The sequence below is a fragment of the Haemophilus sp. HN_Hi10 genome (assembly GCF_049821985.1).
GTDB lineage: Bacteria > Pseudomonadota > Gammaproteobacteria > Enterobacterales > Pasteurellaceae > Haemophilus > Haemophilus influenzae_D.
The window spans coordinates 1,514,757-1,530,354 of sequence record NZ_CP187495.1 but is presented as its reverse complement, the minus strand read 5'-3'; the positions used below and the strand labels follow the sequence as shown (position 1 = coordinate 1,530,354).

At 38.0% G+C, this 15,598-nt stretch carries 14 protein-coding genes; 6 read left to right on the top strand and 8 right to left on the bottom strand.

Features of this window, described 5'->3' with window-relative positions; translation table 11 throughout:
* Positions 1–63: 63 nt before the first annotated feature.
* From ACPT8Q_RS07455 to yciH, 5 genes are all read left to right on the top strand, one after another.
* A complete protein-coding gene (locus ACPT8Q_RS07455) occupies positions 64–348 on the top strand; it encodes an integration host factor subunit beta (RefSeq protein WP_005652932.1) in 285 nt (94 codons plus the stop codon).
* 75 nt (positions 349–423) lie between these two features.
* On the top strand, positions 424–717 hold the full coding sequence (locus ACPT8Q_RS07450; protein ID WP_005652934.1) for a LapA family protein: 294 nt from the start codon (positions 424–426) through the stop codon (positions 715–717).
* A complete protein-coding gene (lapB, locus tag ACPT8Q_RS07445) occupies positions 717–1,907 on the top strand; it encodes a lipopolysaccharide assembly protein LapB (RefSeq protein WP_005652936.1) in 1,191 nt (396 codons plus the stop codon). The genes ACPT8Q_RS07450 and lapB overlap by 1 nt, the downstream gene beginning before the upstream one ends.
* Before the next feature lie 23 nt (positions 1,908–1,930).
* Positions 1,931–2,623, top strand: coding sequence for an orotidine-5'-phosphate decarboxylase (pyrF, locus tag ACPT8Q_RS07440; RefSeq protein ID WP_005657628.1), 693 nt, complete (start codon positions 1,931–1,933; stop codon positions 2,621–2,623).
* Between the two features lie 6 nt (positions 2,624–2,629).
* Entirely contained in the window at positions 2,630–2,950 is a 321-nt protein-coding gene (yciH, locus tag ACPT8Q_RS07435; protein ID WP_005657626.1) for a stress response translation initiation inhibitor YciH, read from the top strand.
* A gap of 29 nt (positions 2,951–2,979) precedes the next feature.
* Here yciH and hda read toward each other — a convergent pair whose 3' ends face one another.
* From hda to aceE, 8 genes are all read right to left on the bottom strand, one after another.
* On the bottom strand, positions 2,980–3,675 hold the full coding sequence (gene hda / locus ACPT8Q_RS07430) for a DnaA regulatory inactivator Hda (protein WP_005689548.1): 696 nt from the start codon (positions 3,673–3,675) through the stop codon (positions 2,980–2,982).
* 65 nt (positions 3,676–3,740) lie between these two features.
* The gene (locus ACPT8Q_RS07425) at positions 3,741–4,985 is read right to left on the bottom strand and encodes a nucleobase:cation symporter-2 family protein (RefSeq protein WP_050948490.1); all 1,245 of its coding nucleotides are present in this window, start codon (positions 4,983–4,985) and stop codon (positions 3,741–3,743) included.
* Between the two features lie 103 nt (positions 4,986–5,088).
* Entirely contained in the window at positions 5,089–5,715 is a 627-nt protein-coding gene (gene upp, locus ACPT8Q_RS07420; protein ID WP_050948489.1) for a uracil phosphoribosyltransferase, read from the bottom strand.
* A gap of 139 nt (positions 5,716–5,854) precedes the next feature.
* Positions 5,855–7,921 (bottom strand): DNA polymerase III subunit gamma/tau, encoded by a 2,067-nt coding sequence (dnaX, locus tag ACPT8Q_RS07415; protein ID WP_050948488.1) that lies wholly within the window; start codon positions 7,919–7,921, stop codon positions 5,855–5,857.
* Between the two features lie 11 nt (positions 7,922–7,932).
* A complete protein-coding gene (gene apt, locus ACPT8Q_RS07410) occupies positions 7,933–8,475 on the bottom strand; it encodes an adenine phosphoribosyltransferase (protein ID WP_014550691.1) in 543 nt (180 codons plus the stop codon).
* A gap of 158 nt (positions 8,476–8,633) precedes the next feature.
* Positions 8,634–10,058: a dihydrolipoyl dehydrogenase gene (gene lpdA, locus ACPT8Q_RS07405; RefSeq protein WP_005657612.1), complete on the bottom strand. Its 1,425-nt coding sequence runs from the start codon at positions 10,056–10,058 to the stop codon at positions 8,634–8,636.
* Positions 10,059–10,189: 131 nt separating this feature from the next.
* Positions 10,190–12,088 carry a pyruvate dehydrogenase complex dihydrolipoyllysine-residue acetyltransferase gene (aceF, locus tag ACPT8Q_RS07400; protein ID WP_425627515.1) on the bottom strand — a complete coding sequence of 633 codons (1,899 nt, stop codon included), beginning with the start codon at positions 12,086–12,088 and terminating at the stop codon, positions 10,190–10,192.
* A gap of 61 nt (positions 12,089–12,149) precedes the next feature.
* Positions 12,150–14,810 carry a pyruvate dehydrogenase (acetyl-transferring), homodimeric type gene (gene aceE / locus ACPT8Q_RS07395; protein ID WP_050948486.1) on the bottom strand — a complete coding sequence of 887 codons (2,661 nt, stop codon included), beginning with the start codon at positions 14,808–14,810 and terminating at the stop codon, positions 12,150–12,152.
* A gap of 299 nt (positions 14,811–15,109) precedes the next feature.
* Between aceE and mgsA the strand changes: the two genes are divergently transcribed.
* The gene (gene mgsA / locus ACPT8Q_RS07390; protein ID WP_005687337.1) at positions 15,110–15,568 is read left to right on the top strand and encodes a methylglyoxal synthase; all 459 of its coding nucleotides are present in this window, start codon (positions 15,110–15,112) and stop codon (positions 15,566–15,568) included.
* Positions 15,569–15,598: the final 30 nt, after the last annotated feature.

Sequence of the window (15,598 nt, the reverse complement as noted above, 5' to 3'; positions counted from 1 at the left end):
ATATATTTGTGTAATTTATTATCAATAGATCTTAATTTAAATAATATTAAGGAAGCATAGACGATGACTAAGTCAGAACTTATAGAAAAATTGTTAGCAAAACAGCCGACTTTACCTGCAAAAGAAATTGAAAATATGGTAAAAGATATTTTAGAGTTTATTTCTCAATCTCTTGAAAATGGTGATCGTGTTGAAATTCGAGGTTTTGGTAGCTTTTCTTTACATCATCGGCAACCACGTTTGGGAAGAAATCCGAAAACAGGCGATTCAGTAAACTTATCAGCTAAGTCTGTTCCATATTTTAAAGCGGGTAAAGAATTAAAAGCTAGAGTGGATGTTCAGGCTTAATTGATTAAAATTTAATATAAAATATTTTTGATTAAAAAGTTTATTTTGGGTTACAAATATTTTAAAGGAAATGAAATGATTAAATATATTTTAGGCATTGTGATCTTTATTGCGATTGTGTTAGTTGCAATTACTATTGGTGCGAATAACGATCAGATTATTACATTTAATTATATTGTGGCAGAAAGTCAGTTTCAGCTTTCAAGCCTCGTTGCTATTTTATTTGGGTTAGGTTTAATTCTTGGTTGGCTAATTACTGCTTTTTTCTATATTAAGTTAAAATTAAAAAATATGGCACTAGCTCGTCAAGTGAAACGTCAGACTTTACAAATCAATGAATTGACGACTACGCGCGATAAGGTCGCTTAATGATAGAATTACTCTTTCTATTATTGCCTATTGCTGCTGCCTATGGCTGGTATATGGGACGGCGTAGTGCGAAGAAAGATCAAGATGACATAAGTAATAAACTCTCCCGAGATTATGTTACGGGAGTGAATTTTTTACTTTCTAATCAAACTGATAAAGCTGTAGATTTGTTTTTAGATATGTTGCAAAAGCAAGAAATCGAAAATGAAATCGAAAGCCACTCCCAATTTGAAGCCGAGCTTACACTTGGTAATCTGTTTCGTTCTCGAGGCGAAGTTGATCGTGCATTGCGTATTCATCAAGCTTTAGATCTTAGTCCTAATTATACTTTTGAACAAAAATTACTTGCAAAACAACAGCTTGCTCGAGATTTTATGGTGGTTGGTTTTTTTGACCGTGCTGAGAATCTTTATATTTTACTAGTAGATGAACCTGAATTTGCAGAAAATGCTTTACAGCAACTTTTAGTGATTTATCAAAAAACAAAAGAATGGAAAAAAGCAGTCAATATTGCTGAAAAACTCGCTAAAATAAAGCCACAAGAGAATAATATTGAACTTGCGCAATGTTATTGTGAATATTCACAAAGTTTAGAGCCTGAAAGTGCGGTTGAAAAACGCAGTGTTTTACAAAAGGCTTTGTCGGTTTCTCCGACTTGTGTTCGCGCTTCTTTATTGCTTGCAAATTTAGCAATGCTTGACGGTCAATATCAACAAGCAGTAGAAATTTTAGAAAATGTTTTGGAGCAAAATCCAGATTATACGGGTGAAATTTTGTCACCTTTAAAACATTGTTATGAAGAATTAAATCAGTTAGATAATTTTGAGTTATTTTTAATTCGTGCAGGTCAAATTATTAATAATGATGAAGTAGAACTAGCTCTAGTCAAATTAATTGAAGAAAAAGATGGTAAGTCTGCTGCGCAAGCTAAGCTTTATCAACAACTTACAAAAAATCCAAGTACTTTAATTTTCCATCGTTTTATGCAGTATCAAATTGATGATGCAGAAGACGGGCGGGGAAAAGAAAGCTTAATTTTATTACATAAAATGGTTGGCGAAAGGATTAAGCAAACATCGCCTTATCGTTGTACAAATTGTGGTTATCAAATTCATAAGCTATTGTGGAATTGCCCATCTTGCCGTCAATGGGAAAGTATTAAACCGGTTTCAAATCAAGAACATAATTAATTGATACTCAGTGAGGTAATATTATGACAAGCAAAATTATTGTGGCATTGGATTATGAGAAAGAAGCAGAGGCTCTTGCTTTAGTTGATCAAATTGATCCAAGTTTGTGTCGATTAAAAGTGGGTAAAGAAATGTTTACTACACTTGGTATTAATTTTGTAAAACAATTACATCAACGTAACTTTGATGTTTTTTTGGATCTTAAATATCACGATATTCCAAATACGGTAGCAAGAGCAGTTCGTTCTGCTGCTGATTTAGGCGTATGGATGGTGGATTTACACGCAAGTGGTGGCTTGCGTATGATGGAAGAGGCGAAGAAAATTCTTGAACCTTATGGGAAAGATGCACCATTGCTTATTGCCGTGACGGTATTAACCAGTATGGAAGATTTGGATTTATTACAAATTGGGATTAATGCATCACCAATGGAACAAGTTTTACGCTTAGCTCATTTAACCCAACGGGCGGGTTTAGATGGTGTAGTCTGTTCCCCTCAAGAAGTTGAAATTTTACGTAATACTTGTGGTAAAGAGTTTAAATTAGTTACACCGGGGATTCGTCCAATAGGAACTGATTTTGGTGATCAACGACGTGTGATGACGCCTACTGCAGCAATTCGTGCAGGTTCAGATTATTTAGTTATTGGACGCCCTATAACTCAAGCGGATAATCCTGCGGAGGTTCTCCGTTCTATTAATGTATCTATTGGGTAATCATAAATGTCAGATTCTGTTTTAGTGTATTCTACAGATGTGGGGCGAATTAAAGAGGAAAAGGCTTCTGTAGTTCGCCCAAAAGGAGACGGTGTTGTACGTATCCAAAAACAAACAAGTGGTAGGAAAGGTGCGGGCGTATCGGTTATAACTGGTTTAGATTTATCTGACGAGGATTTGAAAAAATTAGCTGTAGAATTAAAGAAACGTTGTGGATGTGGCGGATCAGTTAAAAATGGTATTATTGAAATTCAAGGGGAAAAACGAGATTTGCTCAAGCAATTATTAGAGCAAAAAGGGTTTAAAGTTAAATTATCAGGTGGATGATTAAGAAGGCAACATTAGTGCCTTTTTTGTTATAGGTTTAAAATTTCTTTGACAAAAGGAATTGTGAGATTTCGTTGTGCTTGCAATGATGCTTTATCTAGTAGATCAAGTGCTTCAAATAAAGTATGCATATCTCGTGCTAGTCGTGTAATTAAAAAATTTGCAGTTTCGTCAGATAATTGGAATCCTCGTTGGTAAGCTGTATGCTGTAGTACTTCGACTTTTTGTTCATCTGTTAATGAATTTAATTGATAAATTTCCCCCCAAGTCAAGCGAGAGTTTAAATCAGGTAATTTTACAGAAAGTGCGGAGGGAGATTTATCTGCACTAATTAGTAACAGCGTTTTTCCGCTTGCTTTAATTCGATTGAATAGATCAAAAATAGCTAATTCCCATTCATCATTTCCTATGACGCTTTGTAAATCATCTAAGCATACCAATTCTTGCTGTTCTAAATTTTCAAGAACTGCGGTAGAAAAATATTGAGATTTGCTAAGGGGTACATAAATAGCAGTACGTTGATTGATTAAATATTCGTTACTGAATGCTCTAAGTAAATGGGTTTTACCAGAGCCTTTATCTCCCCAAATGTAGAAAAACGGTTGTTTTAAATCAGATGAATTTTTGCGTAAAGAATCAAGCAATAAAAGATTATTATCGCCGTAAAAGTTTTCTAATGTGGCATCATCAATTTGATGAATGGGTAAGGGAAGCTGTTTATTCAAATGTTTATGTAGTACAGATTAAGTAAGAAAGGGCTAAATGATAATTTAACCCTTTGAAATGAGGATTATTCTACTTCATTTTTTGCTTTCGGTAAAACAAGGTTTAAGATGATAGCAACAATCGCACATAAGCTGATACCTTTTAGTGATACGTTACCCACATCTACAAACATATTGCCGATACCAAATGTCATTACGACAGAAATAATACATAGATTACGCGCTTCGGTAACATCAACTTTGCCACGAATTAAGGTGCTAATGCCCACGACTGCGATTGAACCGAAAACAAGCATCATAATTCCACCCATTACAATCGTTGGAATGGTTGATAGGAATGCGCCTACTTTTCCACAGAATGAAATCGCAATAGCCCAAACAGCAGCCCAAGTCATAATATTGGGGTTAAAGTTGCGTGTTAGCATCACAGCACCAGTAACTTCCGCATAAGTCGTATTAGGCGGACCGCCCACTAAAGAAGCTGCAGCAGTAGCGACGCCATCGCCTAATAAAGTGCGGTGTAATCCTGGTTTTTTTAGAAAATCTTTACCTGTCACAGAGCTAATCGCCATAATACCACCAACGTGTTCTACGGCAGGGGCAATAGCAATTGGTAACATATAAAGAATAGCTTCTAGGTTAAATTCAGGTGTCGTTAATTTTGGCAAACTGAACCAAGGTGCATCAATCACTGGTTGGAAATTAATTAAACCCAGAAACAAACACAAAATATAGCCTGCGGTAATACCGAACATTATTGGAATAAGTTTCATCAATCCTTTGGCAAATACTGCCACAGATAAAGTGGTAAGAAGCGTTACCATTGAAACTAATACCGCATCGTTATACGCATAAGCACTGTTTTTGCCTAAGGACATATCCACCGCAATAGGTGCAAGCCCCATGCCAATGATAATAATTACTGGCCCAACAACCACTGGTGGGAAAAAACGTTGTAGTGCTTCTGCTCCCCGTAATTTTACTAACGTACTCAAGGCGAAATAAACAAGCCCAGTAAACGCTAAACCGCCCATCGTAGTCGCAATACCCCAAGTTTGAACACCATATTGAATGGGCGCGATAAAGGCAAAAGATGATGCCAAGAAAATAGGCACTTGTTTGCCTGTACAAAATTGGAAAAGTAGAGTGCCAACGCCTGCTGTTAATAATGCCGTATTGGAATCAAGGCCTGTAATTAATGGTACAAGAACAAGCGCACCAAATGCGACGAAGAGCATTTGTAGGCCAACGAAAGATTGTTTTAATTTGCTTTGATTTTCCGAAGGAAAAGAAGAAGTTTGGTTTGTCATTTAGTTTCAACTCTCTGTTTGAATTAACTTAAAAGTGCGGTCAGTTTTTCTTGTGTTTCACGCACGGAAAAAAGACGGCTTAAATGCCGTCTTGTTTTGGGGATTATTTTGTCCCAAAAATTTTATCGCCCGCGTCACCAAGACCCGGAATAATGTAACCTTGTTCATTTAAATGGCTATCAATAGAAGCGCAGTAGAGTTCAATGTCAGGGTGCGCAGCCTCAAGAGCTTTAATTCCTTCTGGCGCAGCGACCAATACTAATACTTTGATATGTTTACAACCTTTTGCTTTTAAAAGATCGAGGGTGGCAATCATAGAACCGCCTGTTGCAAGCATTGGATCGACAACAATTGCAAGACGTTCTTCTAAATCGCTGGCTAATTTTTGAAAATAAGGGACTGGCTTAAGGGTTTCTTCATTACGGTAGATTCCCACTACACTGATACGTGCGCTTGGTACATGTTCAAGTACACCATCCATCATACCTAAACCAGCACGTAAAATTGGCACAACCGTTACTTTTTTACCTTTAATTCGATCAATTTCTACAGGGCCATTCCAACTGTTGATCGTTACTTTTTCAGTTTCTAAATTAGAGGTTGCTTCATAGGTTAATAGGCTACCAATTTCTGTTGCCAGTTCACGGAATTTTTTTGTATCAATCTCAGCTTCACGCATCACACCTAGTTTGTGTTTTACAAGTGGGTGTTTTACTTCAACTAGTTTCATTTTCACTCTCCTTTTGACTCTTAAAAAACAAATTGACGAATTTTAGATTAAAAACATACAAAATGGTAGAGTTTAATAAAAATATTCTGATGGTTTTATAAATTTGATAGGGAAATTGTGAGGGGAAAACACAATATTTTTAAACTGGTCGAATACTCTCTACGTCTAATTTTGCATCGAACTCATTGAGTAATATTTGTAGTTTGTTATCTTTTTGCAACTCATTTTGAGCTTTTTCCCGCAATGCTTGGTAAATATTACGGCGATATTCAATTGGCGTCGTGACATTGCTATCATCAAGATTGATTGTTAATCGAATATCTTTACCTTGCAATTTACTTAAAGCTTCAACCAAATTTTTTATACTTCTGTCTTGGCGTAAATGAGATTTTTCTGAATGTAGTCCAAGATTGATTTCATCATCGGTTTTGCTTTGTAAGAAACAATTTAACGCTAATTCTTTGCTAAATCCTGTTACGCCAGAACGTTCAACTATATCTGCCCACTCATCTTGTTGTTGAGTTTGGGTAATGATTTTTGAACGTAATTCAGGCGTAATATCTTTTAAAATCGCCTGTTTTATATCAGAAGGACGAACGCCTGTATCGGCTTTAGCAAGTTCTGGATTGCTCCATTCCCAACGATAGGTGTCAGCACTCAAGATTTCTTGTTCATCTTGAGCAACTTCTGCATTATCATCACTTGAATTTTCTTCTGTGCTATTTTCTTGTGGAGCTTGTGTGGCATTTGGTGGTGATGTTGGTTTTTCTATGTGCTTGGGCTTTGGTTCAGTCATTTCTCGCACGGGAAGTGCGGTCATTTTTTTATGAGATTTTTCTTCGTCCAGTTCTTGGATGTGATGTAAAGTCTCACTTACTGCAGCTAATGATTCAGCTTTGTGTTCTTGACGTTCTTGGTTTTCGAGTTGTGTTAAATGTTCCAGCGCATCTAAAGCGGAAAGGCTTGCCAAATTTGGAATGCTCGTTTTATTTGGTTTTGCTTGAGAATAAGCTGATTTTATACTTTGCGACAGTACTGGCACATCTACATAATTACCAGTATTTTCAACCGCACTTGGCGTTGATGGCGGTGGAGTAATTGTAGTGTTAGCCTTTGGTACTGCCGTAAGGAACTTTGGGTGGAATGCCAATGCCCTCAATAATGTCATTTCTGCTCCAATACGACGATTTGGCGCATTTGATAAATCTTTTCTACCAGAAATGATCACTTGATAAAAAAACTGAACATCTTCTGGAGAGATATGTTTGGCTAAAAATGAAAAATGTTCATTGTTATCTGAAGATTTTTGTGGAAGAAGTTGCATGAGTGCAATTTGATGCAATTTTTCTGCACATTCGCCAAGTAATTTATCCCAATCACCTGCTGCATCTGCAACTCTTTGCAGTGTTCGCATTAAGAGTTCGCCATTGCCTTGGTGTAAGGCGTATAAAATATCAACAGAATAGTTATCATCAAGCAACCCTAACATATTGCTTACAACACTATTTGTAACTTGTCGGTCGCCCATTGCAATGGCCTGATCCGTTAAACTTAAGCTATCACGAATACTTCCTTGCGCCGCTTTTGCAAGTTTAACTAATGCAGGTTCTTCAAAAGGAATATTTTCTTGCGTCAGAATATGGGCAAGATGCTGGGAGATTTGGGTTTCATCTAATGCTTTAAGATGAAATTGTAAACAGCGAGAAAGAATAGTTACAGGTAATTTTTGTGGATCCGTTGTCGCGAGTAAGAATTTTACGTATTCGGGCGGTTCTTCCAAAGTCTTGAGCAACGCATTAAATGAATGACGGGATAGCATATGGACTTCATCGATTAAGTAAACCTTAAATCTTCCCACAACAGGTTTATATTGCACGTTATCCAATAATTCACGCGTGTCTTCAACTTTTGTGCGAGATGCCGCATCAATTTCAATTAAATCAATGAAATTGCCTTGCTCGATCGCTTTACAATTTTCACATTCTCCACAAGGGGTTGCTGTTACGCCGTGAACACAATTTAATCCTTTTGCGAATAATCTAGCAATAGAGGTTTTTCCTACACCACGCGTACCAGAAAAGAGATAGGCGTGATGTAGTCGATTATCTTTTAATCCATTTGCTAATGCCGTGATAATGTGTTCTTGCCCAACGACATCAGCAAATGTTTTTGGTCGCCATTTTCTGGCTAAGACTTGATAGCTCATCGAATCCTTAATTAGTGACCTTCAAAATTGACGAGTGTATGGCAATCAACACCTAAATGATTTAAGCGTTTTTCGCCACCTAATTCAGGTAAATTAATCACAAATGCAGCGTGTTTTACAGTTCCACCTAAACGTTGGACTAATTTTACCGTTGCTTCAACGGTGCCACCTGTTGCTAATAAATCATCAATAATTAAAACATTATCTCCTTGTGAAATTGCATCAACGTGCATTTCTAAAGTATCTTGACCATATTCTAATTGATAAGATTGCGAAATAGTCTCACGTGGTAATTTTTTAGGTTTACGTACTAATTCAAAAGGCAATCCTAAGGCTAAAGCTACCGGTGCGCCAAAAATAAAACCACGAGATTCAGTTCCAAGTACTTTTGTGATTCCTTTGTCTCGATATTGTTCCACAATAAGATCTATTGTTGCTTTAAAAGCTGCTGGAACTTCTAAAAGGGTAGTAATGTCGCGGAAGATAATGCCTTCTTTTGGATAGTTAGGAATTGATTTGATAGAAGATTTAATTAAATCAAGTTGTGTAGTCATAAATAATGCTCAAAAGTGCGGTAAAAAAATAAACGTTTTTAGGACGGTATTTTATCATAAAAAAACAAAAATATAGGAAAATAAAAATCCCCTATTGGGGATTTTTATTTAAGTTTGAATTTACAATTTAAGATTAATTAAAACTTCTTAAATAGAAATTATTTTTTCTTCGCTTTTGCATTTGGAAGGTCAGTGATTGAGCCTTCAAATACTTCCGCGGCTAAACCAACAGACTCGTGTAAAGTTGGGTGAGCGTGGATAGTTAATGCAATATCTTCTGCATCGCAACCCATTTCAATTGCCAAACCAATTTCTCCTAATAATTCGCCACCATTAGAACCAACGATTGCACCGCCCAGTACACGATGTGTATCTTTATCAAAGATTAACTTCGTCATACCTTCTGAACATTCAGAAGCAATCGCGCGGCCTGATGCAGCCCAAGGGAATTTAGCGACTTCGTAGTTTAAACCTTCTTGTTTACATTCTTTCTCAGTTTTACCTACCCAAGCTACTTCTGGTTCAGTATAAGCTATGGATGGAATCACTTTAGGATCGAAGTAGTGTTTTTGTCCCGCAATGACTTCTGCGGCAACGTGACCTTCGTGAACACCTTTATGTGCTAACATTGGCTGACCTACAATATCCCCAATTGCGTAGATATGTGGCACGTTGGTACGCATTTGTTTATCAACGTGAATAAAACCACGATCATCCACTTCAACACCTGCTTTACCTGCATCAATTAATTTACCATTTGGTACACGACCGATAGCGACAAGCACCGCATCATAACGTTTGGTGTCATTGCATGCTTTGCCTTCCATTGAAACATAGATGCCGTCATCTTTTGCTGCAACTGCCGTCACTTTGGTTTCAAGCATTAACTTAAATTTTTTCTCAACTTGTTTAGTGTAAATACCAACAACATCTTTATCTGCTGCAGGAATCACTTGGTCGAACATTTCAACAACTTCAACTTCAGAACCTAAAGCATTGTATACAGTACCCATTTCTAAGCCGATGATACCACCGCCCATAATAAGTAGTTTTTTCGGTACTTCTTTTAATTTAAGCGCATCTGTTGAATCCCAAATACGTGGATCTTCGTGTGGGATAAAGGGTAATTGAACTGGACGAGAACCTGCCGCAATAATGGCATTGTCGAATTTAACAGTCGTTGGGTTTCCATCGCGATCACGCGCAACTAATGTGTGAGAATCGGTAAAAGTCGCTAAACCCTCAACAACAGTCACTTTACGTGCTTTTGCCATTCCCGCTAAACCGCCTGTTAATTTAGCAACAACGGCTTCTTTACCTGCACGCACTTCATCTAGATCAATGCGTGGTTCACTAAAGTAAATACCATTTTTATTAGCATGCTTTGCTTCTTCAATTACTTTTGCAACGTGTAATAACGCTTTAGATGGAATACAACCTACGTTTAAACACACCCCACCTAAGGTTGAATAACGCTCAACAATAACAGTTTCTAATCCTAAATCCGCACAACGGAATGCGGCTGAATAACCTGCAGGACCTGCACCAAGTACAACGACTTGGGTTTTAATTTCTTTACTCATTTTTACCTCGTAAAAACGTTAAAAATATTGACCGCACTTTTACGGTCTTTGTAGTCTTTGTAGGGTGGGCTTCAGCCCACCAAAGATTTCTAATAGATCTCATTAATAGGTGGGCTGAACCCACCTACGGATTACATTACTAAGCGGCGTAAATCTGCTAAAACAGAGCCAAGATAGCTAATGAAACGAGCACCATCTGCACCATCAATGACACGGTGGTCAAATGATAATGACATCGGAAGAATTAAGCGTGGCGCAAATTCTTTACCGTTCCATACTGGCTCCATTGATGATTTAGACACACCGAGGATAGCTACTTCTGGCGCATTTACGATTGGCGCAAAGTGAGTTGTACCAATACCACCAAGACTTGAAATAGTAAAACAGCCGCCTTGCATATCTGATGCAGTCAATTTGCCTTCACGTGCTTTTTTCGACACTTCCATTAATTCACGTGAAAGTTCAATGATGCCTTTCTTGTTTACATCTTTGAATACTGGAACGACTAAGCCATTTGGAGTATCTACAGCAACACCAATATTAATGTATTTTTTCAAGATTAAACGTTGTGCATCTTCGGTAATTGAGCTGTTGAAACGAGGGTAGGCTTCTAATGCTTTTGCCGCTGCTTTCATAATAAACACAACTGGCGTGATTTTTACACCAAGTTTTTGTTTTTCTGCTAATACATTTTGTTCTTTACGGAAGGCTTCTAAATCAGTGATATCTGCTTTATCGAAGTGAGTAACGTGTGGAATTATTACCCAGTTACGATGTAAGTTAGCACCTGAAATTTTGTTGATACGACTTAATTCAACTTCTTCAATTTCACCAAATTTACTGAAATCAACTTTTGGCCACGGCAATAAGCCTAAGCCAGCACCGTTTGCTACGCCATTGCCTGATGCTTGGGCTGTTGCACCGCTTTCATAGGCTTTAACTGCGGTCTTCACATAAGCTTCGATATCTTCTTTAACGATACGACCTTTACGACCTGTACCTTTTACTTTATCTAAGTTTACGCCAAATTCACGTGCTAAACGACGAATTACAGGTGTTGCGTGTGCATAGCCTGTACTTGCTTCTACTTGTTCTTGGCTTAATCCAGATACGTTGTTATTTGATTGAGGTGCTTGTGCAGTAGGTGCAGGAGCTGCTGCCTGTGGTGCTGATGCTGATGCTGATGTTGCTGCTGCTGGAGCTGTACCTGCTACTTCAAAACGCATAATTAATGAACCAGTTGAAACTTTATCGCCTGATTTCACTAGAATTTCTTTTACCACACCGCCGAATGGAGCAGGAACTTCCATTGAGGCTTTATCGCCTTCAACGGTAATTAAAGATTGTTCTTCAGTGATTGTATCGCCAACTGCGACCATAATTTCGGTTACATTGACTTCATCGCCACCAATATCTGGCACATTCACATCTTTGATTGCAGATGTTGTAGCAACTACAGGCTCAGCAGTTTGAGCAGGTGCTGTTGCAGCAACTGGAGCAGCTGATGCGGTTTCAAATTTCATAATCAATTTGCCAGTTGAAACTTGATCACCGACATTGATTAAAATTTCTTTTACCACACCTGCGATTGGAGCAGGAACTTCCATTGAAGCTTTATCGCCTTCAACATTAATGATCGATTGATCAACTTCAACGCTATCGCCCACTTTAACCATAATTTCAGTAACATTGACTTCATCAGATCCAATATCTGGCACATTTACTTCCACAATAGCTGAAGCTGTTGGTGCGGTAGCAACCACTGGTGCAGTAGGTGCATCAGCTGCTGGTGCAGCACCTGCCGCTTCTAATACAAGCATTGGAGTACCAGTTGAAACTTTATCGCCCACTTTGACTAAAACTTCTTTTACAACACCAGCTTCTGGTACAGGGACTTCCATTGAAGCTTTATCGCCCTCAACGTTAATAATGGATTGATCAACAGAAATAGTATCTCCCACATTTACCATCACTTCTGTTACGGTAACTTCATCGCTACCAATATCTGGAATATTAATTTGTTTTGACATTTGTTTGTTCCTTTTAAAGTGCGGTCAAAATTTACCAAAATTTTAACCGCGTTCTTATCAATTACGCATAAAGCGGATTGATACGATCTACATTTAAGCCAAATTTTACAATCGCATCAGCCACTACTTTATTAGTAACTGTACCTTCTTTTGCTAATTGTGAAAGTGCTGCAACCACCACATAACGAGCATCGACTTCAAAGTGTTCACGTAAGTTTGCACGGCTATCTGAACGACCGAAACCATCTGTACCTAATACGTGATAGTGACGATTTGGAACGAACGCACGAATTTGATCAGCGTAACCTTTCACATAGTCAGTTGAAGCAACTGTTGGTAAATCAGCTAATACTTGAGTAACATAAGGCACACGTTGTGTCTCTGTTGGGTGTAATAAGTTCCAACGTGCCACATCGTGACCTTCACGAGCCAATTCATTGAAAGATGGGGCAGAGAATACATCTGATGTAACGCCATAATCTTTTGCAAGAATTTGTGCTGCTTCACGCACGTGACGCATAATCGCACCAGAACCTAACAATTGAACGTGACCTTTGCCTTTTTTGCCTTCCACTGTTTCAAATTTATATAAACCTTTGCGGATACCTTCTTCCGCACCAGCTGGCATTGCAGGTTGATCCATCACTTCATTTAATGTAGTCATATAATAGAACACATCTTCTTGTTTTTCGCCGTACATACGGTTAATACCGTCTTGCATAATTACAGCGACTTCAAATGCGAATGATGGATCGTAAGTAACGCAATTAGGAATAACGCCAGCTTGAATATGGCTGTGACCATCTTCGTGTTGTAAACCTTCGCCATTTAAGGTTGTACGACCAGAAGTACCCCCTACCATAAAGCCACGCGCTAATTGGTCTCCCGCTGCCCACATTAAATCGCCTACGCGTTGGAAACCAAACATTGAGTAATAAATAAAGAATGGGATCATCGGTTGGTTATTGACAGAATATGAATTTGCTGCAGCTAACCAAGATGCGGTTGCACCTAATTCATTGATACCTTCTTGTAGAACTTGACCATCTTTTGCTTCGCGGTAGTAAGCAACTAAGTCACGATCTGAAGGCACATAGTTTTGACCGTGAGGATTATAAATTCCTACTTGACGGAATAAACCTTCCATACCGAATGTACGCGCTTCATCCGCAATCATCGGAACGATAGTTTTACCAATGTTTTTATCTTTTAATAAGATGTTTAATGCACGAGTAAACGCCATAGTGGTTGAAATACCACGTGGTTGTTCTTCTAATAATGCTTTAAACTCTTCTAATGCAGGAACTTTATATTCAACATCAAATTTAGTACGACGAGCAGGAACATAACCGTTTAATGCTTTACGATGACCATGTAAATATTCATACTCAGGTGTGCCTTCAGCAAATTTAATGTATTCTAATTTTTCTACTTGTTCATCGGTTAATGGTAGTTCAAAGAAGTCACGGAAACCTTTAAGGCTTTCGTAAGACATTTTTTTAGATTGGTGAGCGGTATTTTTACTTTCCGCTTCAGGAATTTTATAACCTTTAACTTGATGGGCTAAAATTACAACTGGTTTCGTTGCATTTTGTGCTTTTACATAGGCTGCATATAATTTTTCGCTATCGTGTGCACCACGGCGTAATGCCCAAATTTCATCATCGGTCATATCTGCTACTAATGCCGCAGTTTCTGGGTAACGACCGAAGAAGTGTTCACGAATATACGCACCATCTTTAGATTTAAAGGTTAAATAGTCGCCATCAACCACTTCCATCATTAACTGAGTTAATTTACCTGAAGTATCTTTAGCGAATAATTTATCCCAATCGCTGCCCCATAAAACTTTAATGACTTCCCAGCCAGCACCAGTAAATAATCCTTCTAATTCTTGAACGATTTTACCATTACCATTCACAGGGCCATCTAAACGTTGTAAGTTACAGCTAATAGTGAAAATTAAGTTATCTAATTTTTCACGTGCTGCGAAAGTTAATGCTCCTTTAGACTCAATTTCATCCATCTCGCCATCGCCTAAGAACGCATAAACTTTTTGATCTTTGGTATCTTTTAAGCCACGGTTATCTAAGTATTTTAAGAAACGCGCTTGATAGATGGCGTTTACAGGGCCTAAACCCATAGAAACCGTAGAGAATTGCCAAAATTCAGGCATTAATTTAGGGTGTGGATATGAAGATAAACCGTCCGTAAAGGCTTCTTGACGGAAGTTATCCATTTGTTCTTCAGTTAAACGACCTTCTAAGAATGCACGCGCATACATACCTGGTGCTGCATGGCCTTGGAAGAAAATTAAGTCGCCACCGTTTTTCTCTGTTGCAGCTTTGAAGAAGTGGTTATAACACACTTCATACATTGTTGCTGCAGATTGGAAAGTGGAAATATGCCCACCTAAATCAAGATCTTTCTTCTGACTGCGTAAAACCATTGCGATCGCATTCCAACGTACTGCTGAACGAATACGACGTTCGATGGCGTGATCACCTGGATAAGCAGGTTGTTCAGCCACAGGAATAGTATTCACGTAATCAGTGGTTACCCCTGTTGGCAATGAAACACCACTTGTGCGTGCTTGACCAATAACTTGCTCAACGATATATTGAGCACGTTCAACGCCCTCTTCACGAATTAATGAATCTAATGATTGCAACCAATCTTGTGTTTCGATTGGATCAACGTCATTTTTTAAAATCTCAGACATAGGTTTTCCTTAATCTGTTTTGAGTGAATATTAGTTTAGACAAGGCTAAACACGAATACGGCAACATTTGCTTTTCACAAACATTTAACAAATCTTGTAAATTTTAGAAGATTTTTTGAGATAAAGATAGTGAATTTTCATCAAATCATCATATCAAATCAGCTTTGGCATAAATAATTATTTGAAAGTGCGGTAATTTTTTCGTGTTTTTTTGTTCGCTAAAATAACCCGTAAAATATTGCATTCCATTGGGCTTTGTTTTAAAGTTTTTTCAAATTTTTTTCAAAAAGGACTCAGCAATGCAGACAACCACACGAACCCTCACTCAACACAAACGTATTGCACTAGTGGCTCATGATAGCTGCAAAAAAAATTTACTGAATTGGACGCAAAAACACAAAGAGGCTCTTAAGCCACATATACTTTATGCAACAGGTACGACTGGACATATTTTAGAACGAGAAACAGGTTTAAGCATTCAATCTTTATTAAGTGGTCCGATGGGCGGCGACCAACAACTTGGTGGATTAATCGCAGAAAAGAAAATTGACATGATGATCTTCTTTTGGGATCCAATGAATGCCGCACCACACGATCCTGATGTAAAAGCCCTCATGCGTATTGCAACAGTGTGGAATATCCCTGTTGCTATTAATCAAAGTTCTGCAGATTTTCTTTTAACTTCAGTTTTATTTGAACAAGATGTGGAAATTGACGTGCCAGATTATGAAGGGTATTTAAAAGAGCGTTTAGCTTAAACTGCAACGAAAATTTACCGCACTTTATAG

Coding starts and splice junctions, on each gene's coding strand:
- ACPT8Q_RS07455 (WP_005652932.1), top strand. CDS start 64: ATGACTAAGTCAGAACTTATAGAAAAATTGTTAGCAAAACAGCCGACT.
- ACPT8Q_RS07450 (WP_005652934.1), top strand. CDS start 424: ATGATTAAATATATTTTAGGCATTGTGATCTTTATTGCGATTGTGTTA.
- lapB (WP_005652936.1), top strand. CDS start 717: ATGATAGAATTACTCTTTCTATTATTGCCTATTGCTGCTGCCTATGGC.
- pyrF (WP_005657628.1), top strand. CDS start 1,931: ATGACAAGCAAAATTATTGTGGCATTGGATTATGAGAAAGAAGCAGAG.
- yciH (WP_005657626.1), top strand. CDS start 2,630: ATGTCAGATTCTGTTTTAGTGTATTCTACAGATGTGGGGCGAATTAAA.
- ACPT8Q_RS07425 (WP_050948490.1), bottom strand. CDS start 4,985: ATGACAAACCAAACTTCTTCTTTTCCTTCGGAAAATCAAAGCAAATTA.
- upp (WP_050948489.1), bottom strand. CDS start 5,715: ATGAAACTAGTTGAAGTAAAACACCCACTTGTAAAACACAAACTAGGT.
- dnaX (WP_050948488.1), bottom strand. CDS start 7,921: ATGAGCTATCAAGTCTTAGCCAGAAAATGGCGACCAAAAACATTTGCT.
- apt (WP_014550691.1), bottom strand. CDS start 8,475: ATGACTACACAACTTGATTTAATTAAATCTTCTATCAAATCAATTCCT.
- lpdA (WP_005657612.1), bottom strand. CDS start 10,058: ATGAGTAAAGAAATTAAAACCCAAGTCGTTGTACTTGGTGCAGGTCCT.
- aceF (WP_425627515.1), bottom strand. CDS start 12,088: ATGTCAAAACAAATTAATATTCCAGATATTGGTAGCGATGAAGTTACC.
- aceE (WP_050948486.1), bottom strand. CDS start 14,810: ATGTCTGAGATTTTAAAAAATGACGTTGATCCAATCGAAACACAAGAT.
- mgsA (WP_005687337.1), top strand. CDS start 15,110: ATGCAGACAACCACACGAACCCTCACTCAACACAAACGTATTGCACTA.